The following is a 22483-nucleotide window of genomic DNA, read 5'->3' on the forward strand; positions in this document are numbered from 1 at the left end:
TGCGAGCATCCCTGCCGGCGAGGCGCCAGTCGCACCACACCTAGCGCAGCGGCCACACCAGCATCAGTGTCGGGATGCTGACGATCACGATCACCACCGACAGCGGAAGGCCGAGGCGCGGATAGTCGCTGAACTTGTAGCCGCCCGGCCCCATGACCAGCGTGTTGCACTGGTGGCCGATGGGGGTGAGGAAATCGCAGCCGGCGCCGATGGCAACTGCCATCAGGAAGGCTTCCGGCTTGTAGCCGAGCGCGCCGGCGAAACTCGCGGCGATTGGCGCCATAACGAGCACGGTGGCGGCATTGTTGAGGAAAGGCGTCACCGCCATGGCGGCGAGCAGGATGATCGTCAGCGCGCCGGCCGGCGGCAGGCCTGCGGCAACCGTGCCGAGCCAGGCCGCAATGACATCGGTGCCCCCGGTCGTGCGCAAGGAATCGCTCACCGGGATCAGCGCCGCCAGCATCACCAGGATCGGCCCATCGACCGAGCGATAAAAATCGCGCAAGGGGATGATGCGGAAGACGACCATGGCGAGGGCTGCCGCGAAAAAGGCGATCGGCACCGGCACAAGTCCAACTGCCGTTGAGCCCATCGCGGCCGCCAGAACCAGAAGCGGCAGCGGTGCCTTTCGCGTCGTGCCAAGCAGGATCTCGCGCTGCGCCAGCGGCAGGCAGCCGAACTCCTGCAGGAAGAGCGTCAGTTCGCGCCGCGCGCCCTGCAGCACGATGATGTCGCCTGCCCTCAAGCGAATGCTGCCGAGTCGCTGCTTCAGCCTCTCGCCCTGGCGGCTGACGGCGAGCAGGTTGATGTTGTGGGTGTTGAACAGCGCCAGGCGCTGTGCCGACATGCCCTCGAGCGGCGAACCGCTGCCGACGACAGCTTCGATCGCCTCGATCTCGTCCCCGGCCTTTTCCCGCCCATGCGGCGCGCGGTCGCCGGCAATCTTCAGCTTGCCTTGCGAGACGATGCGATCGAGCGCTCCCGGACCGCCTTCAAAAATCAGGATGTCCTCGGCTTCGAGGGTAACGTCGGGAAGCGGCGCCAGATGCAGGCCGCGGCGAAAGATGGCGATGACGACAGCGCCGCCGTCGCCCAGTTTCACCAGATTGCTGAGCGCCTTGCCGATCGCCGGCGAACCGGCGGCAACAACCGCCTCGGACGTATAATCGGTGATCTCGATCGCCGAATGGACGGAGACATGGCTGCTGGAGCGCTGCGGCACCAGCTTGTAGGCAAAGAGCAGGAAGATGCAGCCGACCAGCGCCAGCGTCGCGCCGACGGGCGTGAAGTCGAACATCGTGAAGCTCTCGCCGGTCAGCTCCTGGCGCACGCGTGAGACGACGATGTTCGGCGACGTGCCGACCTGGGTCATCAGCCCACCGATCAGCGAGCCGAAGGCCATCGGCATCAGGAAAACCGAAGGCTGGACATTCGACCGCCGGGCAAACTGGAAGGCGACCGGCAGCATGATTGCCAGCGCCCCGATGTTCTTGATGAAGGCGGAAAGCACTGTCACCGTGATGACCAGCAGTGCGAGCTGGGCCCGGACCGATGAGATGTTCGGCAGGAACCGCTGGATGGCGGCGTCGACGATCCCCGAGCGCGCCACCCCGGCGCTGACGATCAGGGCGCTGCCGACGATGATGACGATGTCGTCGCTGAAACCATCGAAGGCATGATCGTAAGGCACGATGCCGACGGCGACCGCCAGCATCAGCGCCGAACAGGCGATCACGTCGTATCGAAACCGCCCCCAGATAAAGAAGACCATCATGGCGCCGATGACGAGAAACGCGAGAGACTGTTCGGCGGTCATGCAATATCCGGGTTCAGCGAAGAGACTGGGCGGGACGGAACGTGCGGCCGACACAAGCCGAAACGCGCAATCCGCGCAGAAGTTCACACAAGACGTAACCCATGTTTCGGCAAATCGGAATTCATCTCAGCGACAAATCTGGGCATGAGTGCGAAGCGCATGGACCGCCGGCCGCGCCCGGCGGCGAGGCGACAGCCCCTGCCGCCCGCTACTCGATGGTCCCGAATACGGCCGTCTCCAGCGTATCGATCGCCTCGTCCCGCTTCTTGCCCTTCATCAGAAATCTAACCATCCGCCAGGCGTCTCGCCCGCGCAGCGCAATGGTTATCTCGGCGGTGGCGTCCGGTTCCTTGAGCGACTTCATCGCCAGGCGCCCCTTGGCCGTTGATCATAACCGGCGTCCAGTCCGCGCTCGCCTCGTATCTCGCCCTCGCCTGCAGTTCGGCGAGCACCTCGGCATATGGCCGTTCGTTCATCGTTGCCGGGACCTGCTCGTGCCCGCCGCTTGCTTGGTCCGCGCTGATCGCGAAGAGCATGTTGTCGCGCCCGGGATCCTCGACGTGCCAGGCGGCCTCGAACGTCGTCTGCCAGCTTATCACCGGTTTGACGAAGGTCTGCATCGGGGGCGGCGGGCCACCAAGGCAGCCGGTATGTAAAGCAGCAGCATGTCGAAAATGCGCGCCAGAAAACGGGGCCATGGCCGGGCAAGCGGATATCCGGGCACTGGCGGCGGCACGTCGGCGGACGGTCCGGGTCCTGGCGTCGCGCGGCGGAGGCCGCTTTGATTTAGGCCATGTCGCAGGCCGGGATCCGCTCCCCGTGTCCCTGCCGCCAAACCAGCAGGTGAAAGCTCGTCCCGCGCGATCATCACCAGCAAAATGTTGTCGCTCACGGGCCCGTGTCGCTCGACCCGATCACATAGTGCCACGCTGCCATTTCGCCCCCAAAGGCGCGTCCAAAAAAGCTCGGAACGCACCCGAACGCTAGGTTGCGCGCAAGCCCGCCGCAGCTGTCGCGATCAGGCACTCCACAACTGGGACAAGCCGTGAACATTTGCAAGCATTGCTTGCTGGAATTCGCATGACAGAACTTGGAAATTTCCGTTTAAGCGCTACACTTTAGAAGAGAGTGCTGGACCGCACCGGCAACGATCGTCCAAGGCGTTTCCGCCTGACGCTTGACGCCGTGTGGGCCAGGCTCAGCCATTCTGAGGATCGCCGACATGAAACACGCTTTTGCCGCCCTCTCCGTCGTGCTGCTTCTCAGTGGCTGCACGGCGACCACCGGCCCCGACATCAGCTACGGTTACTCGCCGAACATGCAACCGATTCCTGGCAGCATCACCTATGGCGGGCAACCGCGTACCAAGCTGAAGAAGGCACCCGTCGGCAGCATCGTCCCGCACCAGTTCATCGATTCCTACGGCCGCAAGGTCTACGAGACCTATATCATCGAGCCCGACCGTTCGTTGCGCCTCACCAGTCGCCGTTGGGCGCCGGACTTCCTCGGCTTCGACGACTGAACGAGATCATCTCACGGATCAGGCATCGCCGCTGAACTGCGCGTGCACCCAATCGCGAAGCACGCGGGTCGCTGGCCGGTCCGCCATGCGCGGACTGTAGACCAAGTCGTATCGGTCGCTTTCCAGCGTCAGGTCGAACGGCTGGACGAGAATGCCGGAGGCAAGCTCCTCGGCGACCAGCGTGAGGCTCAAGAGGGCAATGCCCTGCCCGGCGATGGCCGACTGCACGGCATGGATCTCGTCGGTAAAGGAAAGCCCCGCGCCGGCCTCGACATCGGTGGCGCCAGCCCGTTCCAGCCATTGCCGCCAGACCGGCGCGCGCGCATCGTGGCGGCGCAGCGTGCCCCAATCGTAGTGGATGAGCGTCGCGTGCTTGAGGTCCGCGGCACTGGCCGGCGCCAGTCGCGGCACGCAAACCGGGGCGAAACGATCGGCGAACAGCGGTTCGGTGACGAGGCCCGGATAATCACCGCCGCCAAGGCGGATCGCTGCATCCGCATCCACCTCCAGATCGACCATCCGGTGGGAGGCGTCCAGCCTCAGCGTCCACTCGGGATAGGCTTCGCGGAAGGAACCGGCAAGCGGCGCCAGGCGCTTGGCGACGAAGGCGACGGTGGACGTCAACCGCGCCACCTTGCTCGCCTCCTGCCGGCGCATGTCGGCGATCGCCTGCTCGAAACGGTCGAGGCCATCACGCAGCACCGGAAAGAGCACCTGTCCCGCAGTGGTCAGCCGGACCTGCCGCGTCCCTCGTTCGAAGAGCTTGGTCTCCAGCATCTCCTCCAGCTGGCGGATCTGGTGGCTGACGGCAGTGGCCGAGACGTTCAGTTCCTCGGCCGCCAGCTTGAAGCTCATCCGCCGGGCGGCCGCTTCAAAGACCCTGAGTGCGCCGAGCGGCGGCAACTTCCTCATGATTTCCTCAATGGATGAACTCAGCTCATCTGTCGGCTGAGAAATCACTCTTTGTCAGCCGCCGAATGCCCCAGCATATTAGGATCAACAGCCAAGGCAACAGCGCCAAGATGAGAAAATCTCAAGCATGAAAGGACATCTTATGTCTCTCGAACAGGTCGTCACCCAGCCGGATCCCTACGCGCCCTTCCTGCTTTCCCAGGCGATCAAGGCCAATGGCTTCGTCTTCGTCTCCGGTCAGGCGGCAATCGGCGACGACGGCAAGCTCGTCGGCGTCGGCGACTTCGACCGCCAGGCCGAACAGGCGTTCCGCAATCTCGACCGGGCGCTCAAGGCGGCGGACTCTGGGTTAGACAAGATCGTCAAGGTCACGATCTTCCTGCGCTCCATGGAGAATTTCGCCAAGATCATCGAGCTGCGCCGCACGTGGTTTTCCGCCCCCTATCCCGCCGACAGCATCATCGAGGTCTCCTCGCTCTATTCACCGGACGCGCTGATCGAGATCGAAGCGATCGCGCTCGATGGAGGCAAGTGACATGAACGCACCGTTTGGCATCGCGTCCCCCGCCTTCACCGGCACCCGTCTCAAGCGGCTTGATTTCGCCAATCGCCTGTCCGTGGCGCCGATGACCCGCATCAGCGCCACGGCAGCCGGCGCGCCCAGCGAGCGCATGCAGCACTATTACCAGCGCTTCGCCCGCGGCGGCTTCAGCCTGATCACGACCGAGGGCATCTACACCGACAAGGCCTATTCCCAAACCTACAAGGACCAGCCAGGCCTGACCGACCGGGAACAGGCTCTCGCCTGGCGGCCGATCGTCGAGACGGTCCATGCGGAGGGCGGGCGAATCTTCGCACAACTGATGCACGGCGGCGCGCTGGCGCAGGGCAACCCGCACAGGCCCGAGACGGTAGGCCCCTCCGCCGTCCGGCCGAAGGGCAGCCAGTTGACCGGTTATCACGGCGACGGCCCCTATGCCCTGCCGCGCGAGATCAGCGATTCCGAAATCGCCGAGGCGATCGAAGGCTTCGCCAGTGCCGCCCGGTTTGCAATCGAGGTTGCCGGTTTCGACGGCATCGAGATCCACGGCGCCAACGGCTATCTGCTCGATCAGTTCTTCACCGACTTTTCGAACCGGCGGGCGGATCGTTGGGGTGGAGATATCGTTGAGCGGCTGGGCCTGTCGCTCGAAGTGCTGAAGGCAGTGCGCGTGGCGATCGGCCCCGACGTCCCGCTGGGGCTGCGGCTCTCCCAGGGTAAGGTCAACGACTTCAGGCACAAATGGGCAGAACGCGAACAAGGTGCAGCCCGCGTGTTCGAGGCGCTCGCCGAAAGCCCGGCAGACTTCGTGCACGTGACCGAGTTCGAAGCCTGGAAGCCGGCCTTCGAGGGCGGCGACGCCTCGCTCGTTTCCCTCGCCCGCCGCCACGCGCCGCGCCTGTTCATCATCGCCAACGGCAGCCTGCACGATCTCGCCCGCGCCGAGGAGGTGATGGAAGCCGGTGCCGACATGATCGCGCTTGGCCGCGGCGCGCTCGTCAATCCCGACTGGCCACAGCTCACCGCGAAACGCACCGCTCTGCGTCCGTTCGACCTGCCGTTCCTTGCGCCGATCAGCGATATCAAGGACAGCGAACTGGCTCTCTGAATGTAGAGAAACGGGCGCGCCCCGCAGGAGGCGCGCCCGTCAACTGTCCTAGTGATTGCCGGCTCCAGGCGGTCACCCCGCCGCCACGAAGCGATAGGCCGCCCCGTTGCGCTCCGCCCGCCCGATCCCCGGATAGGCCCAATGATAGCCAAGCAGCGCCAGCCGCTCCGACGCGGCCCGGTCGATCAGGGCCTTGCGATTCTTCAAGGCCAGCTCCGCATCTGTGTCGAAGCCGAAATGCCAGTCGGGGTGCTCAAAGAAGACGATGTTGCTGGTGACCGCATCGCCCGTGATCACCAAGCCCTCATGTCCGGCGCCGTCACCGCCGGAAAGCTGAAGCGAGATATGACCGGGTGTGTGGCCCCGCGTGTCGAGCACCTGCATGCCGCTGACGATTTCGTCGCCGGGCTTCACCAGGGTCAGCCGGTCCTTGACCGCAAAGAGATCGCGCTGCGCACCCTTGGCAAAGCCATGAAGCACCTGCGGCATGGTCTTTTCGAAGTTGGGATCGGTCCAGAACCGCCATTCCCCCTCCGAAACGAAGTACTGCGCATTCGGAAAGGCGAGCGTGCCGTCGGCGCCAACGGTGCCGCCCGCATGGTCAGGATGGGCATGCGTCAGCACCACCTTCGTCACCGCACTCGGGTCGATGCCGGCCGCAAGCAGATTGGCGTGAAGCTTGCCGGCGCTCTCCTGGAAACGTGTGCCCGAGCCGTCGTCGACCACGATCAGATCGTCGCCAGTGCGAATGACCGGAATATTGGTGTGAAACGGCGCCTTTTCGGGAGTGCCGCCAAGCCGGCGCATGATCTCCGGCCGCTCTTCCGCCGTTGCATCCGGCAGCACGATGCTGACCGGCAGCATGATGAAGCCGTCGCTGACGACGGAAATATCGAAGCCGCCATGCCGGAAACGTTTGATATCTGCGGCATGGGCACCTTTCAGCAGCAGGGCGGAGGCTGCAAGCGCACCGGTGCCTGCAAGGAATTCACGACGGCCGGGGCCGGAGACGTCGGTGGGATTGTGGGAAGAGGTCATGGCTCTGATCCTTGGCTGAAGCGTTTGACATAGGGTGCCGGCGCCACCTGCGAGGCGGCGCCGGCGAACAACCATCAGGCCTTGGCGAAGGCGAGCAGGTCGGCGTTGAGCTGGTCCTTGTGGGTGTCGGTGATGCCGTGCGGTGCGCCGACATAGACCTTGAGGTCCGCATGCGGCACCAGCGTCTTCGAGGCCCGTGCCGCCGCATCGATCGGCACGATCTGGTCGTCGTCGCCATGGATGATCAGCGTCGGCACGTCGAACTTCTTCAGGTCCTCGGTAAAGTCGGTCTGCGAGAAGGCGACGATCGAGTCATAGGTGTTCTTGTGTCCCCCCATCATGCCCTGCAGCCAGAAGCTGTCGATCATGCCCTGAGAGGCGACCGCGCCCGGGCGGTTGAAGCCGAAGAACGGACCGGACGCGATGTCGCGGTAGAGCTTCGAGCGATCCTTCAGGCTTGCCGCCTGCAGGCCGTCGAAGACTTCCTTCGGCAGGCCGCCGGGGTTCCTGTCGGTCTTGACCATCAGCGGCGGCACGGCCGAGATCAAACCGGCCCTGGCGATCCGGCTGGTGCCGTGGCGGCCGATATAGCGGCTGATTTCGCCGCCGCCGGTCGAAAACCCGGCAAGGAAGACACCCTTGAGATCGAGCGCGTTGATCAGATCCGCGAGGTCGTCGGCATAGTGGTCCATGTCGTTGCCGTCCCAGGGCTGCGACGAGCGGCCGTGGCCGCGGCGGTCATGGGTGACGACGCGGAAGCCGTTGGCGGCAAGGTGGAAGGCCTGCGCCTCCCAGCTGTCGGACGACAGCGGCCAGCCGTGGCTGAGCACGACGACCGGGCCATCCTTCGGACCCCAGTCCTTGTAATAGATCTCGACGCCATCGCGGGTGATGATGCGGCTGCCCATGGTGTTTGCTCCCTTAGTGCCGGACGCGCCGGCGGTTGTTGCGGTGGTGGATGCGGCCTTGGCCGACGTGTTCATGGCATTGACCGCGGCTGCCGTCGCGGCAGCGCCAAAGGCGGCCGAGAGAATGCTGCGGCGGGAGATGCCGTTGGAAACGCTTGCGGAAACTGCTTTTGCCTGTGTCATTGTCCTCACCTCTTTGATCTCTGTTGCTCGGGCTTCCATTCGGCGGAAGCGATGGTTGAATTGATAAATCGGTGGGCCTAACCTCTCGACCGGCAAAGCTGACAACGATGGGGGCAGAAGTGACAAAACGACCCGAAAACGAGCCGGCGGAGATCGGCATCGTCGTCTATCCCCGCGCCCTGATGTCGGCGATCCATGGGCTGACCGACATGTTCCAGGTGGCGAGCATGCAGTCGGTCGAGCAAAGCGGCAGAGACGCGCCGCAAATCCGCATCAGCCACTGGAAACTTCAGGAAGATGGCTCGGTATCGAAATCGCGCGACACCCACGAAGGCCCCTCCTCGGGCCTTGTGGCCCTGATCCTGCCGCCGACGCTCTCCGATCTGCCGGTCGGCGATCGCATCGGTGCCCTGCCCGCCTTCGTGCGCGAACAGCATCAACGCGGCGCGACGATCTGCTCCGTCTGCGGCGGCGCCTATCTGCTGGCAGAGTCCGGCCTCGCCGCCGGCCGCACCATCACCACCCACTGGTCGCATCAGGACCTGATCTCCAACCGCTACAGCGACATCCGCGTCGACACCGACAGGCTGCTGATCGACGAAGGCGACATCATCACCGCCGGCGGCATGATGGCCTGGATCGACCTCGGCCTGAAACTCGTCGACCGGTTCCTCGGAACCGACGTCATGCTGGCAACCGCACGCTACATGATCATCGACCCCGGCGCGCGCGAGCAGAGCTATTACAGCGTCTTCGCCCCGAAGCTCGATCACGGCGACACGATCATCCTGAAGATCCAGCACTGGCTGCACGGCGCCAACACCAAGGGCGTGACGCTGCAGATGATGGCCGACCGCGCCGGTCTCGGCGACCGCACCTTCCTGCGCCGTTTCCAGAAGGCGACCGGCTTCAATCCGACCGAATATTGCCAGCGGCTACGGATCGCCAAATCCCGCGATCTGCTGGAGCGCTCACATCTCTCGATCGAGCAGGTTGCCTGGCAAAGCGGCTATGACGACACCAACGCCTATCGCAAGATCTTCCGCAAGATCCTGGGTCTCTCACCGAAGGAGTATCGTCTTCGCTTCTCGGTTTCGGAGAGCGTCCGCACTTTGGGCGCTCCGGCAAATCCGATACCGGCCGTGTGATCATCGACGGGCGAAACCCTTTAGAGCACAATTCGGGTGTAATAGGTCAGCGTCAAGCCGTAGCTGCCGGGCGGAAACGCTCTGATCCGGTTGCCAACAACCGCGTAACCGAGCGGCGCGCTGGCGCCGGCGGGGACGCTCGCAGCGAGCTGCTGCAATGCCATGGCGCGGATCGGCCGGCCGCTTGCGGTCAAAACCTGCCGCGCCTCAAGGAAATCCGCAGGCAGCGGCGCATCGCCCTCGACGGCAGAGATCGCCGTCGTCGCCTCCATGTCGCTGACGCGCAGCATCCGGTTGAGCTTCAGTTCCGCAAGGCCGACAAACCGTGGAAACAGATGGGCGATATCGTTGCGCCCGCTGTACTCACCCGCGTCGATCAGCAATGCGGCGTAGTCGGCAATGCTGCTCATAGCCAGCCCTCCTTGGTGCGCCAGGCGCGGTTGTCGCCATCGTTGAGGAAGCGTTTGACGAAGCGGTCGTCGCCTTCCGAATGGGCCTTCACCAGGCCCGAGGCATGCGCGACGTTAAGCGGAACCGAGGCGACGCGATGCCAGTCGCCCCGCCAGGCCCTTTCGGCGCTGTTGCGCACATCCCGGTTCTCGCTCAAGAGATTGTCGACGGGATAATCGACGCGGTAGACGTCCTTCTCCCCGTCGAAATGGTGCCAGACCGAGCGACCCGTCATCCGGTCATGATCGTAGAGCGTCCAGGCGCCGTCGCGGATCACCATGGCTCACTCCCCCGGCAGCGGGTCGGCCCGCTCGGCCTTGCCAGCGGCGATCAACGCCTTGGCTTCCTCCAGGCTCACGCATACGATCGCACCGGCGGCCGTGCGTTCCCCTTCCTGGAACCAGACGTCGTAGACGAGACGGACCGGAACGGGTTTCTTTGCTTCGGACATAAAAATCTCCATGAAAAAAGGCGGCTCCGGAGAGCCGCCTTGGCAAGGGTTGTTCTTCAGGAAGAGGATCGGGCGCGGGTCAGGCGCCCGCATCGGGGGTCTGGTGTCATCCATCAATATTGGCAGCGCCCCCGCCGGGCCCTGACGTGCTCAGGTGCACGGGCAGCAACCAGATACCGCCGTTCAGCTGGGAGGTCCTGCTCCCAGTGCCGACGCAACATTGCCGCCGCCCCGCGCAGCAGGTCGCCAAAACTGATCTAAACAACTACGGCTAAGGTGACGACATGACCACGCATGCCTCGACGATCGTCGACAGGCGCCTTCTATCGCCCAAAATCCGAGACGGTCTTCATCGCAGACGCAACGAAGAGATCGAACTTGTCGGAGAGTGCCGTACTGATGTCTCGAGACAGGAACAGGTCGTAAATCGAAGGCAAGTCCTCAACGCCGGAAGCGCCTGCAACACGGCAACCAAGCCGTGTTCCGGGGAAATCGGGGCTGTCGGACGCCGTTATCGCGAACGCGCCGTCACGTGGGTTCGCTCCCAACGTGTCGCTGCGGGCCGTTTCCAGCGCGCGCCCGACTTCGTCAGGCTGTTCCGACGCATAAAACCCCCAAGCGTAGTCGCTCTTTCCCGGCACGGCCTGTTGCGCGTAACCGGTGAGGTGAAGTCCGTACGCCTCGACGGGCTCAGAGAACGGGACGACGGAAGTCCGCGGCTCGCCCGTATCGAGAAGGTTATATGGGTGCGCCACGATGTTCGCCCTCTTGAAAACAGCCTTCTCCTCGTCGAGGGTTTTGAAGAATTGGGCGTCGCAAGCGAACAACGCAGCCAGCACCTTCTCGGCGCTCTCCGGCGGCATTGCGCATTCCGGCGCTACATCACCGCTCCTCTCGCAGATTCAGCCGCGGCTCATGTCTTCAAACGAATATGGATCGATTGTCGCCAACACCAGCCCGACCAGCACGACGAACAGCCCGAAGAGAGTGACAACAGTGTAGACCATTACCTTTAGCCACTTCTTCATACCGCCTCCTCACTTGCAGAGATTACTTCGACGTCAGTCCAGTTAGAACATTTCATGAACACGCGCAAGGTTGAGATCGCACTCATTCTACAGCTTATGCGGAAGGTTATTCACTCCACGACCTCAACATTTGCTTGAGCGTACCGCGACCGGGAAACAGCCCGTTCCAGAACCCTTCTTCCTGTAGCGGGGGCTTCGACTGCCAGTTGTCTGCATTGGTCTGCATTCTTTGCAGGTCCCGCTTTTCGTGCAGTGCCTCCAAAGCTGGCAAGTCGCGCGGGGGTGGTCCGGACCAGGACGGACGCTCGGACGACTCCGAATAGCTCTGGAGACGTGGGTCAGGCACTTTGTCGCTGATCGAACGGATCAAGTCCCCGTTCCGCCGGGCATAATCCACCAGCCCCATAACATCCGCTTCGCCAAGATCGCGCTCCTTGGCGTAGCGTCCTATCTGCCGTCCGACGTCATTGTTCCACTCATCACGCAGGTGGTCCTTGCTTGGTGAAGGGGCGCTGTGTGCCGTCGGTCGGCGCCACGGTCAGGCCCGTCGTCGGATTGTAGCCGCCATTGGCGCTACCTGACCCGCGCGAGACGCGCAATGCGTTGGCCGAAGAGCCTATTGCCGTTCTTCGCCCCCCGTGTCTTATTTCAAAAAGAGGTCACCGGATTTCGGCGGTTCCACGCCTGATGCGAGCAGCGTCGTGCAGCCCAAGAATCCCTCATCAAACTCGAGATCCGGAGATGGTGTGTAGCCGGTTTCGTCGGTCTCCAAGTCGAGTAACCACCCTTTGCCGGACACACGAACGCTTCCTGTGCGCCCCTCGGCAGTGCTTTCGATCCTGCTCGCATTGACCGGTGTTTGAAAACCCCATCTCAGTTTGATGTCGCCTGCAACATTGACTCGCCGCTGAATGTATCCGGTCAGCGTGAAGCCCGAGGCATAGACCGGCTTTTCGAACGCCACACGCATTGGCGCGCGCTCTGCGTCTCCATCCGTCATCTCGCCCATCTGGTTTGGATTGATGGTCACGTCCTTCGGCATCAGCGCCGCTATCGTCTTCAGGAAGTCGTTTGGGTTCTTCTCGATCAGCGCGTGGATCGCGGCCGCCCCTCGGCTCTCCCAGGCCGAAAGCATGTCTTCGAGAAAGAGTTCGCCGAGCTTGGTGCGGACCGCCTTGCGCGTGCGCGCCCGGGGGGCGGCCCCACCCCCTCCGGCGCGCGACAGAAAGCGCCCGGTCTTCGGGTCCTTTTCGGGTTTCACTGTCATGGGATTTGCTCCGGGGCACGAGGCGATTGCTCCTCCTGCGCACGTAGGATCGGCCGCCGCTTGACCAAAAGTTGCATTCTGCCATCAAAACCGACCGATAGCGGCGGGATTTGGAGGCGATCGCAGGTGATCCGGCGTTTGTGGACGAAACTGCTTGGCATGTTCGCGAGGCCGGCTCCGGCCCTGGCCGAAGTCGACGAGCCGACATCTCCGAAGGTCTCGGCGCCCAAGCTGGGAACGCCAATGCCTGCGGGAGACACCATCGTGTCGCCGCGGCTGTTCAAGCTAGCAAGCGTGACAGCCGGTCACAGAAAAATGCGTGTGTCACGCCGGATGTCACGCTTGCAACCTTGACTTCAGGTTGCATTCGGTCATCAATACCGCTCACCGGGTTGCCCCACATCGGGTGCTTCTGGCGCAATGCATCGCAAGCGCTCCTGCTCTACCGGCAGTGGCCAGGGAAAAGTCAAATTAGTTCAAGATTTTAAGCAGTTTTTCAGCCTAGCAGTCCAGCCGCGGGAACCATGCAATGAATGCAACAGGTGCCAGATGATCCGCAACACGTTCAGCAAGTTGAAGACCATTTTCACCCCGCGGCCGTCCGCAACGAATATCTCGCCCAGGTTGCTTGAACTGGCGACGTCAGGAAATGTCGATGCCCAGGCGAAACTCGCCGAAATCTATTTCAACGATGGCGGCGCAGAACACTATGCCGCCTCGCTTCATTGGAACCGCCAGGCCGCCCGCCAGGGTCATCCGGCTGCCCAGGCCCGCCTCGTGACCATCTATCAGAGAGGCCTCGGCGTCGAGCGCGATCCGAAGGAAGCCTCGCGCTGGCTGCGCAGCATCGGGCAGCCCCGCCCGCGACATGAGACCGGCGCCTCTGTCACCGGCAAGATCGCCAAGCAGGAAGCCTAAGGCTTTTCGCGTAAAAGTGGGCAGCGGTATTGCCGCAACGACATGCATAAAAACAAGATCTTAAAGCCTGTCGCGTGAGCCCTTTCCACGCGACCAGCTTTAGGGCTTTCGCACCGGAACATGCAGCGATCTTGCGACAGCAGCATGCGGGCGCCGAGGACGTGAAGCCCAAGTGCGGATCCGAAAAATCGCGAAGCGCCGTGACGCCGTAGCGGCCGTCGTCACCCGCTTCTCAGCGGTCGCAGCCGGCGCCGGCGCGGATTTGAGTTTTTTGGATATCGGCATCAGCGCCCAGGCAAGGCCGCGCCAATCCGCCGGAATCAAAAAGGCCGCTTCAATGACGAAACGGCCAGCTTGTAATATCCTTAGCCCGCTTCCGGTCACTTGGCAAGCCCCTTTGCCAAAATTTGTTTCCGTTTTGTTCGTTTTTTTCCTTTACCCCCCGCCCCGCCTCTTTGCCAGCCCATTTGCGCGATCGGTGGTACAATCGCGTGCGTCATGCAAGGCCGCTGGCGCCATGTCTCCTTCCTCAACGGATCCGGGGCCGGCGGCGGCATGGTTGATCCGTTTCGATGCGGAAGCGGTTGATGCCGCTCCCACGACCACGGGAGGTACCCATGACACGACAATACCTGATCGCCGCTCTTTGCGCGGCGCTTCTTGCGGCTGCCGGCTGCACCACCGACCAGGCGAGCCGCACCAGCACTCCTGCTCCGAGCCCCAGTTACCAGGGCATGCAAGGCGTCCAGGGCATGAGTCAGGGCGGCGGCGGTGCTGGCGGTTATTGAGGTCGCTGATGCTTCGTAGACGGCGAAGCTGGCGGGGCTCGACGTTGGTCCAGATCGCCCGCCCGCAGTGTCGCTCCCGTGCAAAGCCTCGGCCGAACGCACCGCGCACCGAAGCCAATCGGATTGAACATCTTGGGCCGACATGCGTTGAGTAACCATGACGCGCATTCTCGCTGCCGCGCCATTTGTTTGCGCGCATTCTGTGTTAAGCTTCCCCTCGGGAGGAAAATGCCATGGAGAATTTCTTCGCACTCGCCGCCATCGTCGTCGGCTCCGCAATTCTGGGGCTCGCGCTCGCCTACGGGTTTCGTCGCAAGGACGCGCACCGCCCTCCCGAACATGACGACGCCCGGTTGAAGTTCTAGAAGACGTTGAAGTTCTAGAAGACCGGGCTTTTCCGACCTCGCCGGTCCGCGGCCGCTCCGCTTGTCTGCCTCTTCGCGGGGTTGCCGCAATGAGCGATTCCTAGCAGACGCCTCCCCTGCAAACGCGCGACGCGGCAGAGTTCGCCCCGATATCATCGACAGGATGTCTGGCTCGATAGCGCGTGCTTGGGATGCCGATTGCATCGCGGACCAAGACTTGGAAAACGACAAGAGCCGGATGCGATGTCCCCCAATCCGCACGGCCACGCCCCCTCATTGATCCACCTTCAATCTTGAGATCTTGAACGCCCAGACCAGAACCTTTTCCGCTCGCCTCGGCTTATTCCTGGCAAACCGCCAGCAAGGAGATGCGACGATGAACAAGGCAAACCCGAAATCCCGCGACCGAGAGACATCGGAAGACGTGCCCCCATCTGGCGAAACACGCGCAGTGCCGATCGGTAAGATCCCGCCGCTCCCCGTCGATCAGCTTCCCGCGGGAGACGATCCGACGCCGGTCGACCAGGGTCGCGTGCCGCCCGTTCCGAGCCGCGACGAAGCCAATGTCGATCCGGACGATGCACTGCCTGACGACCGCGAAGAGAAGATCCTCGAGGATGATCCGGGGCGCGAGAAAATCCGCTTCGACGAGGAGATGCCGCGCAGCAGTCGATAGAGGCTGCGTTCCCACCCATGCCGGGCCGCTTTCCCTCAGCGCATGTGAATGCCAGAAAACAAAAAGAGGCCCGCCGGTCAGCGACCGGCGGGCCTCCTTAAAACACGCTCGCCTCAGAAGTAGGGCGAATAGCACTGCTGGCGCGGGCCACCATAGGGCTGGAACGAGTTGTCCCAGGCACGGTAGGAGCGATAGCGCGCATAGCACCAGTCGGCATGGCGCGGGTTGACGCCAGTCTCGTAGCGACGCGCCGGCGGAGCGGCAATCGCGCCGCCGATGATGACTCCGGTGCCGAAGGCCGCCAGCGGATACCACCAGCCGTCATTGTGGCGGCGATAGCCGTAGCGCTCGTAACGATAGCCGCGGTGGCCGTTATAGTAGCCATAGCGGTAGCCGCCGTCCCAACCCGGACGCGGACGATAGCCGCCATGCCAGCCTGGCCGCGGGCGGTAACCGCCATCCCAGCCGGGGCGCGGGCGATAGTCGCCGTGCCAGCCCGGCGGACGCCGGCGATGGTGACCGCCGTTCCATTCCCGGTGCTGCACCAGTTGAACGTCGCTCTTCTGCACCCGCTCGATGGCAACAGCCGGCAGGGCGTTTGCCGGCGTGATGCCCGAAAGAGCCGTTATCGCCGCAAGCACGACGATGCCAATCTTCTTCATTTCATCACCTGTCCGTTTGTAACAGGTGCGAGTTTTGGCCGGGGCGACGTGAACCCACAATGAATGCGACAATCCTAATATGGACCGCAACTCATAGGTAGCATCGCAATACTCCAGGGTGACACTGCCGCCCGGCAAGCCCGCCATCCCCGGCGATGGCCTGCCATACCCGGGTTGCCCCTGTCATCCCCTCAGGTGCGCGCGCCCGCCTTGCCGCGCAGCTTCAGCGCATGGGCGATCAGCGTCTCCACCACCTGGCCGTAGGCGATGCCGTCGGCTGCCAGCGCCTTGGCATACATGCTGATATTGGTGAAGCCGGGAATGGTGTTGATTTCGTTGATCATGAGGCTTCCATCGGCGCGCAGGAAGAAGTCCACCCGCGCCATCCCCGCGCAGTCAAGCGCCCGGAATGCCCGCGCGGCCATGTCCTTGGCCTCGGCGATCACCTCTTCGGAGAGTTTGGCGGGCGCCTCGACGACTGCGCCGCCGGCATCGACATATTTGGCGTCGTAGCTGTAGAAACCGTGGCTCGCAGCCGGAATGATTTCGCCCGGTCGCGAGACGGTGAGCTGTCCCTTCGCATCCTCCAGCACCGAGCACTCGATCTCGCGGGCCTGGACGAACTCCTCGATCAGCACCTTGTCGTCGTGCCGGAACGCCTCGTTAAGCGCCGCCTGAAGCGCGTCCAGACTGTCGACGCGGCTGACGCCGACGGAAGATCCCTGCCGCGCCGGCTTGACGAAAACCGGCAGTCCCAGGCTTTCGAGGATGGTCTCGCTTGAATAGGCGTCGCCCGCATGAAGGCCGATCGCCCGCGCAACGGCAATGCCTTCGGCCACCAGCAGGCGCTTGGCGAGCGCCTTGTCCATGGCGACTGCCGAAGCCGCGACACCGCAGCCGACATAGGCGACATCGGCAGTTTCCGCATAGCCTTGCACCGTCCCGTCTTCGCCGAAGGGACCATGCAAAACCGGAAAGATCAGGTCGATCGCCGGCAGCAACCCTTGGCGGCCGTCGGCCGCGATGGTGACCGCCCGCCCCCGTCCGCCGGGGATTAGCGCCACCTGCGTTCCCGACACGGGGATCGCCTTCGGCAGTTCCCCGTCTTCGAGATCGACCAGCATCCAGCGGCCATCCCTGGCGATCCCGATCGGCACGATCTCGTAGCGCGTCCGATCGAGCGCCGCGACGGCGTTGCGCGCCGACATCAGCGAAACCTCATGCTCCGCCGACCGGCCACCGAACAGCACGGCAATGCGCAACTTACCTGTCATGATCCTTTTCCCTCCAGAATCGTGGTGCATCGTGCGCAACCAAGCGAGCGAAGATGGCAAGAAAAGGTCGAGAGACGCGGCATCAGCGCGGGAGGAATATTTTCCTTAAGGGCAGCCTTGCCGCTTGAATTCCACCGAACGAAATACAATTGATGCGCGAACACTGGTTTGAAGGAGAAGCTGCCGATGGCCGAGGTCCTCGTATTCCACCATGCCCAGGGGCTGACACCCGGCATGCACGCCTTTGCCGACGACCTGCGCGCGGCCGGGCACGTCGTCCACCTGCCCGATCTCTTCGAAGGACGTACATTCGCGAGCATCGAGGAGGGCGTTGCCCATATCGAGGCGGTCGGCTTTGAAGAGATGCGCGAGCGCGGCGTGCGCCTCGCCGATGCCCTCCCCGAAAACCTCGTCTATGCCGGCTTCTCCTTCGGTGTCCTGCCGGCTCAGAAACTCGCCCAGACCCGCCCCGGCGCCCGCGGCGCCCTGCTCTTTTACTCCTGCATCCCGATCAGTGGCCAGTGGTCCTTCGGGCCCTGGCCGGCCGGCGTACCCGTTCAAATCCACGGCATGGACAACGACCCGATCTTCGTCGGCGAAGGCGATGTCGACGCCGCCCGCGAGATCGTCGAGAAGGCAGAGGACGCCGAACTGTTCCTCTATCCGGGCGACCAGCACTACTTCGCCGACAGCTCGCTGCCCTCCTATGACGCGGCGGCAACTGCGCTGGCGATGAAACGGGTACTTGCCTTCCTCGAGCGGATCTGACCGGCGCCTCGAAAGCCCGACGATCGAGCGGCGCTGCCATGATCAGACAGCGCCGCTTCTCATTTTCCGGTTCAGTTGCCGGTCGGCATCGGCAGACTGAAGCCTTCCTTGCCGAGCTCATCGCGCAGCCACTGGAACTGCTGATACTTCGAGATTTCGATCGGACCGGTATAGGTCCCGCTTTGAAGCTTGCGCGGTGGATATTTCACGTAGGTCATCATCAATTGCTTGATGGAGTCGCTGATGGTCACCATCGTCCAGGTGCGCTCGGTGTAGTTGTTCATGAAGATGTCGTAGCGCTCCTGCGGGTCCTGCCAGAGGTCGAAGATCTGCGGCACCGTCGCCACATATTTGTTCGGACCCTTCCAGCCCTGATTGCTGTCGACGGCAAGGCCGCCGGTCGCCTGTCCATTGTCGCCACGCAGGTTGAACACCGCCTTGTAGTTGCCGACGCGGGCAGCGCCGGGAGACAGTTCGTTCTCGGTGAAATAGAACCATGAGTTCCGTTCCGACTTGCCGGTTCCAAGCAGGACCGGCGACATGTCGAAGCTGTCGAAGATGATCGGCTGGCCCTCGCGGTCCTTGTCCGGCAGAGCGACACCGGCAACCGAAGCAAATGTCGCCATCAGGTCGAGGCCGCCGACGATGTCATGGTTCTTGGAGCCGGCCTTGATCTTGCCCGGCCAGACGGCGATGGCGGGAACGCGGTTGCCACCCTCGCGCACCGTGCCCTTGGTGCCACGAAACGGCGTATAGCCGGCGTCGGGATAGACATCCTGCCAGGCGCCATTGTCGGTCGTGTAGAAGACCAGCGTATTCTTGTCGAGGCCGGTCTCGCGCAGCTTGTCCATGATGCGGCCGATGCGGGTGTCCAGCTCGACGATGCTGTCGGCATATTTCGACTTCGACAGCGATTTATGCTCGAACTCGGGCGCCGGCATGTTCGGCTGGTGCACCTTCATGAAGTTGACGTCGATGAAGAACGGCTTGTCGGATTTCGCCGCGTCGTCGAGAAACTCGATGGCCGCCTTTTCGACGTAGCTGTCGAAATAGGGGATGCCGACGACCCCTGCCGCGCCATTGACCGTGGGCGTGTCGATATACTGGCCGTTGATCTTGAAGTCCTCGACCGCCGTTTCGCCGGCCTTACCGGAGAGCGCGCCCTTGGTGACCTTCTGGAACATGGCCCTGAGCTTGGGGTCCATATCCGGGAACCAGGTCGGGTCGGCGTAGGTGTAGGCGTTGAGGTGGTAAAGGCCGCAATACTTCATGACGTCGAAGCCATGGGCGTTCGGCAAGGCATAGTCCGCCTCGCCCAAATGCCATTTGCCGGTGAAATAGGTCTGGTACCCGCCGAGCTTCAACACGGAGGCGAGCGTCCATTCGGCCGCCGGAAGACCGCCGCCTTCCCCCTGGAATGCAACCGTCGTCATGCCGCTGCGGTTGGGAATACGCCCGGTGATCATGGCGGCGCGACCCGGCGTGCAGCTCGGCTGGGCATAGAAATCATAAAACAGCATGCCCTGTTCGGCCAGCTTGTCGATGTTGGGTGTCGGCATGCCTCGTCCTTCACCGCCGCCATAGGGGCCGAGGTCTCCGTAGCCGGTGTCATCGGAAACGATCAGAAGGATGTTGGGTTTTGGTGTTGCTTGCTGCGCACGCGCCGGGGTTGACAGGCCAGCGACAATGCTCAGCCCTGCCACGCACGACGCCAGAAGTTTCATCGGAAAAGTCCTCGACACGCAGCGGGACGAATTTGAATGATCAGATGCCTTTATCATTGTCAGGTTCCTTCCTGCGATGAGCCATCGCGCGAAAAACTGATCTGGGAAGAAGCACGTCTCCATTGAGGTTCGACGCGCAAAGCCATGCCTGAATTTTCAAACAAATTTCGGCTGCCAAAACGGCAACTCACGACCGATTGCGAAAGGCCGTTGCCGTCTGCGCGGGCATGCTGCTCCTTTCGCGCGGGCAATCAAGTACGTAACTGTAACGAACGCCATAAACGTGGGCGCTCAACCGGTGGCGCAGTGACCGCATCGGGCCGAAATCGACCGGAAACGAGCCTCCCTTGAGCCGCGAATGGACCTCATTCTTGGATTTGCCTTGCAGAAAGATCCAGGCACTGGAAATCTGATACAAATACGCAATACTGAAGAAATCCGAGGTGACCGCAAATCATTCTCGAACTTTCAAATAATATTGCTGCAAGAATTGAAATTGTTTTGGAGTAACCGTGCTGATCTACTCGGACGAAAATCTTGAAGTCATCCATCGACCGGGTTCATCCCCCTATCTGCTGGTGACCTTCAACGAGATGGAGATCCAGGCAAACGGCAGCCGCTACTGGGGCCAGCGCTTTTGCGAGAAGGCCGACATCTCAGCCCTCGGCTTCATCAGTAGGCGGCCCAACTGGTTTCCGGCGGCAAGCGTGGTCAAGGCGGTCGAAGCCGCAGCACCCATTCTGAATGCAGCTCCCGAGCGCATTCTGTACGGCCATTCGCAGGGTGGTTATGCGGCGCTTCGCTATCGCCGGCGCTTCAATGCCACCGCGGCCATCGCCTTTTGCCCGCAGGTCTCGATCGACCCGAAATCCGTCCCCTACGACAATCGCTTCCTCCGGCATTTTTCGCCCGATCTGCACGCCAATATGGGCATTTCGGCCGATCAGGCCGCCGGCCGCGCCTTCATTTTTTATGATCCCTTCCACGCGATAGATCGCCGCCACGCCGAGCGCATCGCAGCACTTCAGGCCGAAACGCATCTCGTGCGCGTTCACATGACCGGCCACGGCACCGTCCGTGTCTTTACCGGCACCGAGCGTGCCCTTTCGCTGATCGCCGCCTGCAGAACCCATGACGTTTCGCGCCTACGGGGTCTTGCCCGCGCCGCCCGGGTCGATGCGCCCATGCGTCCCTATCAGGTCGCCGTCGCCGCCATGGCCCGGCATCCCGCCTGGTCCGACGCGCTCGACGCCCGCTTCGGCGACCGTTTTGCGCCAACGGAGCGGGTCAACTTCCTTTATCACCGCGCCAATCGCCACATCGGCGACGGCGATCTCGTCACCGCACGCAATATGCTGGCGAAGGCTCTCGCCCTCCTGCCCGGCGATCCCGCCCTCACGCACCGGCTGAAGGAACTCGACGCTCGCATCCTGCGCGAACGGAAGGTTGCGAGGAGCCTCGTAGGGTAGGATAGGCGATGTTATTCGGCCGGCTGCGCGTTGCTTAGCTTTCCTCGTGGGGCGGAGCGCGTCGGAGATAGACCTCATCGACGGCTGCCAGGAGAGAGCTTTCGGTTGAGGTAGACAAATTGAACTCGAACATAAGAAACCGGGCAAGATGTTCGGCGCAGCTTCCCTCCCGCGGTATCTGGTGCTCCGCGCAGGTCGCCTCGAACACACACCGCAGCAGCTCGATTTCCGCGACGCTCATCAAGACATTTCCATTCGCGTCAGACACGGGCGTTTACCTCGTCTTCTTCAGGCCCGCTGTGGTGCGTTGAGAAGCACAGCGGAGGCCAAATTGCTGGTCGAGGCCGGCCATAGTCCAGGAGCCGATATACAACCGCGCTCCCGTCCAGGACCCGTCACGTTCCACACGCCTGCCATATTGATCGAGTTCGCCCGTGTTGCCGGTTGCCCCACCGTTTCGCAGCCAAAGCGTAAGGCCAATCTGATGTGTGCGATGGAGCGGTTTCATTGGCGTCTATCTCCTTGTCTTGACGCAGATCAGTTGCTCTACAAAAGCCGGTGGCGCTCCTGCGTATCCCGGCTGCGCTTCAATATGCCGGAGCTGTCATGACGCTCCTGTGGCCTGTCGCGTGCCTTTTGACTGGCCGGCTTTGCGACTGTCAGTACAAGACCACGGTGACGGATTTCAGGTTTAACCCGGAATAGTCGCTTCAATGTTTCGACATAGCGCATGGCATTCCTCAGTGGCTGCGGGTCATTCCCCAGTCGATCGGTTCCAGATTGCTTTCAGCGCTGACCCGCTCCTGTCCGAGTTCATCGTTGCGAATTCGATATTGAGGGGCGTTGTCGCGTGGCGGCATCTTTGCGGTGATGCGATAGGTTTCGGCGGTTCTCGGTGAGAGATGATGACGGTCTCGCAGGCGAACGGACAGTCCGACGGGATAGCGATGTTGGGACATGGTTTTATCCTCACTGTCCGGGCGCATCTGATATCTCGGCGCCGCTGAGCGCGACCAAACGCGCCAACTCGTCGGGTTCGATTTGTATCAACCGCATGCGGTAGTGGTTCTCGACTGTCGCGGGCAACTTGATGAAGGTGGCAACACGGCGGTAGGCGAGCCAGGAAAGCCCTTCGATCGGCACCTCGTCGTCATCGATTTCGTAGGCGCCGGCGACGATCGTCTCATCGACGCCCGGCAATCTGAACGGTCGGTCGAAATGGATTGTCCGGTGAATCGTTCGGTCGAACATGACATCTCCTCCCGATACCGGCAGCCGCCGGCACGCGATCTCGTTTGATACCGCTGCGTGCGGCAGCGCTACGACGCGGCGATCTAAGGGGGAAATGGCGGGTCGAGGTTCTGACGCCGCGAGAAGCCAAGCAGGCTTAAATCGATTTAATCAGGGTGCGCGTCAATTGAGGTCTATTCAAGGCCAAGATGAGGCAGACCCTTCGTGGCCTGGATA

General features: G+C 62.6%; 27 protein-coding genes. 10 read left to right on the plus strand and 17 right to left on the minus strand.

Features of this window, described 5'->3' with window-relative positions:
- Positions 1-40: 40 nt before the first annotated feature.
- Complete coding sequence (locus tag IB277_RS09185; RefSeq protein ID WP_090294054.1) at positions 41-1816, minus strand: SLC13 family permease; 1776 nt, start codon at positions 1814-1816, stop codon at positions 41-43.
- A gap of 208 nt (positions 1817-2024) precedes the next feature.
- Entirely contained in the window at positions 2025-2180 is a 156-nt protein-coding gene (locus tag IB277_RS09190) for a hypothetical protein (RefSeq protein WP_156400733.1), read from the minus strand.
- A gap of 858 nt (positions 2181-3038) precedes the next feature.
- Between IB277_RS09190 and IB277_RS09195 the strand changes: the two genes are divergently transcribed.
- The gene (locus IB277_RS09195; RefSeq protein WP_034788071.1) at positions 3039-3338 is read left to right on the plus strand and encodes a hypothetical protein; all 300 of its coding nucleotides are present in this window, start codon (positions 3039-3041) and stop codon (positions 3336-3338) included.
- Between the two features lie 18 nt (positions 3339-3356).
- Here IB277_RS09195 and IB277_RS09200 read toward each other — a convergent pair whose 3' ends face one another.
- Entirely contained in the window at positions 3357-4250 is an 894-nt protein-coding gene (locus IB277_RS09200) for a LysR substrate-binding domain-containing protein (RefSeq protein ID WP_034788068.1), read from the minus strand.
- 142 nt (positions 4251-4392) lie between these two features.
- Here IB277_RS09200 and IB277_RS09205 point away from each other — a divergent pair, with 142 nt between their 5' ends.
- Together IB277_RS09205 and IB277_RS09210 are read left to right on the plus strand one after the other, a co-directional pair.
- Positions 4393-4785, plus strand: coding sequence for a RidA family protein (locus IB277_RS09205; RefSeq protein WP_060584830.1), 393 nt, complete (start codon positions 4393-4395; stop codon positions 4783-4785).
- A 1-nt stretch (position 4786) separates the two neighbouring features.
- Positions 4787-5899: an NADH:flavin oxidoreductase gene (locus tag IB277_RS09210; protein WP_090294058.1), complete on the plus strand. Its 1113-nt coding sequence runs from the start codon at positions 4787-4789 to the stop codon at positions 5897-5899.
- A 72-nt stretch (positions 5900-5971) separates the two neighbouring features.
- Here IB277_RS09210 and IB277_RS09215 read toward each other — a convergent pair whose 3' ends face one another.
- Together IB277_RS09215 and IB277_RS09220 are read right to left on the minus strand one after the other, a co-directional pair.
- Positions 5972-6937 carry an MBL fold metallo-hydrolase gene (locus IB277_RS09215; RefSeq protein ID WP_090294060.1) on the minus strand — a complete coding sequence of 322 codons (966 nt, stop codon included), beginning with the start codon at positions 6935-6937 and terminating at the stop codon, positions 5972-5974.
- Positions 6938-7011: 74 nt separating this feature from the next.
- Entirely contained in the window at positions 7012-8028 is a 1017-nt protein-coding gene (locus IB277_RS09220; RefSeq protein WP_110818627.1) for an alpha/beta fold hydrolase, read from the minus strand.
- Positions 8029-8147: 119 nt separating this feature from the next.
- On the opposite strand from IB277_RS09220, the gene IB277_RS09225 reads away from it, so the two are divergent.
- Positions 8148-9176 (plus strand): GlxA family transcriptional regulator, encoded by a 1029-nt coding sequence (locus tag IB277_RS09225; protein ID WP_234824412.1) that lies wholly within the window; start codon positions 8148-8150, stop codon positions 9174-9176.
- A 20-nt stretch (positions 9177-9196) separates the two neighbouring features.
- Here IB277_RS09225 and IB277_RS09230 read toward each other — a convergent pair whose 3' ends face one another.
- The 6 genes from IB277_RS09230 to IB277_RS09250 form a co-directional block, all read right to left on the minus strand.
- The gene (locus IB277_RS09230) at positions 9197-9586 is read right to left on the minus strand and encodes a hypothetical protein (RefSeq protein ID WP_090294065.1); all 390 of its coding nucleotides are present in this window, start codon (positions 9584-9586) and stop codon (positions 9197-9199) included.
- Positions 9583-9906, minus strand: coding sequence for a hypothetical protein (locus tag IB277_RS09235; RefSeq protein ID WP_090294067.1), 324 nt, complete (start codon positions 9904-9906; stop codon positions 9583-9585). Before IB277_RS09235 ends, IB277_RS09230 begins: the two co-directional genes overlap by 4 nt.
- Before the next feature lie 3 nt (positions 9907-9909).
- Positions 9910-10077 carry a hypothetical protein gene (locus tag IB277_RS09240; protein WP_176960256.1) on the minus strand — a complete coding sequence of 56 codons (168 nt, stop codon included), beginning with the start codon at positions 10075-10077 and terminating at the stop codon, positions 9910-9912.
- Between the two features lie 323 nt (positions 10078-10400).
- Positions 10401-10940, minus strand: a complete 540-nt coding sequence (locus tag IB277_RS09245; protein ID WP_244546690.1) for a hypothetical protein — start codon at positions 10938-10940, stop codon at positions 10401-10403.
- Between the two features lie 39 nt (positions 10941-10979).
- A complete protein-coding gene (locus tag IB277_RS38635) occupies positions 10980-11105 on the minus strand; it encodes a hypothetical protein (protein WP_255380904.1) in 126 nt (41 codons plus the stop codon).
- Between the two features lie 643 nt (positions 11106-11748).
- Complete coding sequence (locus IB277_RS09250; protein ID WP_192370955.1) at positions 11749-12372, minus strand: hypothetical protein; 624 nt, start codon at positions 12370-12372, stop codon at positions 11749-11751.
- A gap of 549 nt (positions 12373-12921) precedes the next feature.
- On the opposite strand from IB277_RS09250, the gene IB277_RS09255 reads away from it, so the two are divergent.
- The 4 genes from IB277_RS09255 (at position 12922) to IB277_RS09265 (ending at position 15119) form a co-directional block, all read left to right on the plus strand.
- Positions 12922-13290 carry a tetratricopeptide repeat protein gene (locus IB277_RS09255; RefSeq protein ID WP_051659282.1) on the plus strand — a complete coding sequence of 123 codons (369 nt, stop codon included), beginning with the start codon at positions 12922-12924 and terminating at the stop codon, positions 13288-13290.
- 617 nt (positions 13291-13907) lie between these two features.
- Entirely contained in the window at positions 13908-14078 is a 171-nt protein-coding gene (locus IB277_RS09260) for a hypothetical protein (protein ID WP_156400691.1), read from the plus strand.
- Between the two features lie 233 nt (positions 14079-14311).
- On the plus strand, positions 14312-14443 hold the full coding sequence (locus IB277_RS38640; RefSeq protein WP_255380915.1) for a hypothetical protein: 132 nt from the start codon (positions 14312-14314) through the stop codon (positions 14441-14443).
- Positions 14444-14819: 376 nt separating this feature from the next.
- On the plus strand, positions 14820-15119 hold the full coding sequence (locus IB277_RS09265; RefSeq protein WP_090294073.1) for a hypothetical protein: 300 nt from the start codon (positions 14820-14822) through the stop codon (positions 15117-15119).
- Positions 15120-15232: 113 nt separating this feature from the next.
- Here the strand turns inward: IB277_RS09265 and IB277_RS09270 are convergent, their stop codons facing one another.
- Together IB277_RS09270 and IB277_RS09275 are read right to left on the minus strand one after the other, a co-directional pair.
- Complete coding sequence (locus IB277_RS09270; RefSeq protein WP_090294075.1) at positions 15233-15781, minus strand: BA14K family protein; 549 nt, start codon at positions 15779-15781, stop codon at positions 15233-15235.
- A gap of 191 nt (positions 15782-15972) precedes the next feature.
- Positions 15973-17055: a D-alanine--D-alanine ligase family protein gene (locus IB277_RS09275; protein WP_034793469.1), complete on the minus strand. Its 1083-nt coding sequence runs from the start codon at positions 17053-17055 to the stop codon at positions 15973-15975.
- A gap of 186 nt (positions 17056-17241) precedes the next feature.
- Between IB277_RS09275 and IB277_RS09280 the strand changes: the two genes are divergently transcribed.
- Positions 17242-17823, plus strand: coding sequence for a dienelactone hydrolase family protein (locus IB277_RS09280; protein ID WP_090294077.1), 582 nt, complete (start codon positions 17242-17244; stop codon positions 17821-17823).
- A gap of 71 nt (positions 17824-17894) precedes the next feature.
- Here IB277_RS09280 and IB277_RS09285 read toward each other — a convergent pair whose 3' ends face one another.
- Positions 17895-19547 carry an arylsulfatase gene (locus IB277_RS09285; RefSeq protein WP_051659281.1) on the minus strand — a complete coding sequence of 551 codons (1653 nt, stop codon included), beginning with the start codon at positions 19545-19547 and terminating at the stop codon, positions 17895-17897.
- 512 nt (positions 19548-20059) lie between these two features.
- On the opposite strand from IB277_RS09285, the gene IB277_RS09290 reads away from it, so the two are divergent.
- Positions 20060-21016, plus strand: coding sequence for a hypothetical protein (locus IB277_RS09290; protein ID WP_090294080.1), 957 nt, complete (start codon positions 20060-20062; stop codon positions 21014-21016).
- Positions 21017-21050: 34 nt separating this feature from the next.
- Here IB277_RS09290 and IB277_RS09295 read toward each other — a convergent pair whose 3' ends face one another.
- From IB277_RS09295 to IB277_RS09305, 3 genes are all read right to left on the minus strand, one after another.
- Positions 21051-21257 (minus strand): hypothetical protein, encoded by a 207-nt coding sequence (locus IB277_RS09295; RefSeq protein ID WP_034793461.1) that lies wholly within the window; start codon positions 21255-21257, stop codon positions 21051-21053.
- A 499-nt stretch (positions 21258-21756) separates the two neighbouring features.
- Complete coding sequence (locus tag IB277_RS09300; protein WP_090294081.1) at positions 21757-21975, minus strand: hypothetical protein; 219 nt, start codon at positions 21973-21975, stop codon at positions 21757-21759.
- Between the two features lie 10 nt (positions 21976-21985).
- The gene (locus IB277_RS09305; RefSeq protein WP_034793452.1) at positions 21986-22267 is read right to left on the minus strand and encodes a hypothetical protein; all 282 of its coding nucleotides are present in this window, start codon (positions 22265-22267) and stop codon (positions 21986-21988) included.
- Positions 22268-22483: the final 216 nt, after the last annotated feature.

The organism is Ensifer sp. ENS07 (assembly GCF_014852185.1).
In the GTDB taxonomy this organism is placed as follows: Bacteria; Pseudomonadota; Alphaproteobacteria; order Rhizobiales; family Rhizobiaceae; genus Ensifer; species Ensifer adhaerens.

Bases quoted from the DNA above. Each gene is read 5' to 3' on its own strand.
- IB277_RS09185 (WP_090294054.1), bottom strand. From the start codon at position 1,816: ATGACCGCCGAACAGTCTCTCGCGTTTCTCGTCATCGGCGCCATGATG.
- IB277_RS09190 (WP_156400733.1), bottom strand. From the start codon at position 2,180: ATGAAGTCGCTCAAGGAACCGGACGCCACCGCCGAGATAACCATTGCG.
- IB277_RS09195 (WP_034788071.1), top strand. From the start codon at position 3,039: ATGAAACACGCTTTTGCCGCCCTCTCCGTCGTGCTGCTTCTCAGTGGC.
- IB277_RS09200 (WP_034788068.1), bottom strand. From the start codon at position 4,250: ATGAGGAAGTTGCCGCCGCTCGGCGCACTCAGGGTCTTTGAAGCGGCC.
- IB277_RS09205 (WP_060584830.1), top strand. From the start codon at position 4,393: ATGTCTCTCGAACAGGTCGTCACCCAGCCGGATCCCTACGCGCCCTTC.
- IB277_RS09210 (WP_090294058.1), top strand. From the start codon at position 4,787: ATGAACGCACCGTTTGGCATCGCGTCCCCCGCCTTCACCGGCACCCGT.
- IB277_RS09215 (WP_090294060.1), bottom strand. From the start codon at position 6,937: ATGACCTCTTCCCACAATCCCACCGACGTCTCCGGCCCCGGCCGTCGT.
- IB277_RS09220 (WP_110818627.1), bottom strand. From the start codon at position 8,028: ATGACACAGGCAAAAGCAGTTTCCGCAAGCGTTTCCAACGGCATCTCC.
- IB277_RS09230 (WP_090294065.1), bottom strand. From the start codon at position 9,586: ATGAGCAGCATTGCCGACTACGCCGCATTGCTGATCGACGCGGGTGAG.
- IB277_RS09235 (WP_090294067.1), bottom strand. From the start codon at position 9,906: ATGGTGATCCGCGACGGCGCCTGGACGCTCTACGATCATGACCGGATG.
- IB277_RS09240 (WP_176960256.1), bottom strand. From the start codon at position 10,077: ATGTCCGAAGCAAAGAAACCCGTTCCGGTCCGTCTCGTCTACGACGTC.
- IB277_RS09245 (WP_244546690.1), bottom strand. From the start codon at position 10,940: ATGCCGCCGGAGAGCGCCGAGAAGGTGCTGGCTGCGTTGTTCGCTTGC.
- IB277_RS38635 (WP_255380904.1), bottom strand. From the start codon at position 11,105: ATGAAGAAGTGGCTAAAGGTAATGGTCTACACTGTTGTCACTCTCTTC.
- IB277_RS09250 (WP_192370955.1), bottom strand. From the start codon at position 12,372: ATGACAGTGAAACCCGAAAAGGACCCGAAGACCGGGCGCTTTCTGTCG.
- IB277_RS09255 (WP_051659282.1), top strand. From the start codon at position 12,922: ATGATCCGCAACACGTTCAGCAAGTTGAAGACCATTTTCACCCCGCGG.
- IB277_RS09260 (WP_156400691.1), top strand. From the start codon at position 13,908: ATGACACGACAATACCTGATCGCCGCTCTTTGCGCGGCGCTTCTTGCG.
- IB277_RS38640 (WP_255380915.1), top strand. From the start codon at position 14,312: ATGGAGAATTTCTTCGCACTCGCCGCCATCGTCGTCGGCTCCGCAATT.
- IB277_RS09265 (WP_090294073.1), top strand. From the start codon at position 14,820: ATGAACAAGGCAAACCCGAAATCCCGCGACCGAGAGACATCGGAAGAC.
- IB277_RS09270 (WP_090294075.1), bottom strand. From the start codon at position 15,781: ATGAAGAAGATTGGCATCGTCGTGCTTGCGGCGATAACGGCTCTTTCG.
- IB277_RS09275 (WP_034793469.1), bottom strand. From the start codon at position 17,055: ATGACAGGTAAGTTGCGCATTGCCGTGCTGTTCGGTGGCCGGTCGGCG.
- IB277_RS09280 (WP_090294077.1), top strand. From the start codon at position 17,242: ATGGCCGAGGTCCTCGTATTCCACCATGCCCAGGGGCTGACACCCGGC.
- IB277_RS09285 (WP_051659281.1), bottom strand. From the start codon at position 19,547: ATGAAACTTCTGGCGTCGTGCGTGGCAGGGCTGAGCATTGTCGCTGGC.
- IB277_RS09295 (WP_034793461.1), bottom strand. From the start codon at position 21,257: ATGAGCGTCGCGGAAATCGAGCTGCTGCGGTGTGTGTTCGAGGCGACC.
- IB277_RS09300 (WP_090294081.1), bottom strand. From the start codon at position 21,975: ATGTCCCAACATCGCTATCCCGTCGGACTGTCCGTTCGCCTGCGAGAC.
- IB277_RS09305 (WP_034793452.1), bottom strand. From the start codon at position 22,267: ATGTTCGACCGAACGATTCACCGGACAATCCATTTCGACCGACCGTTC.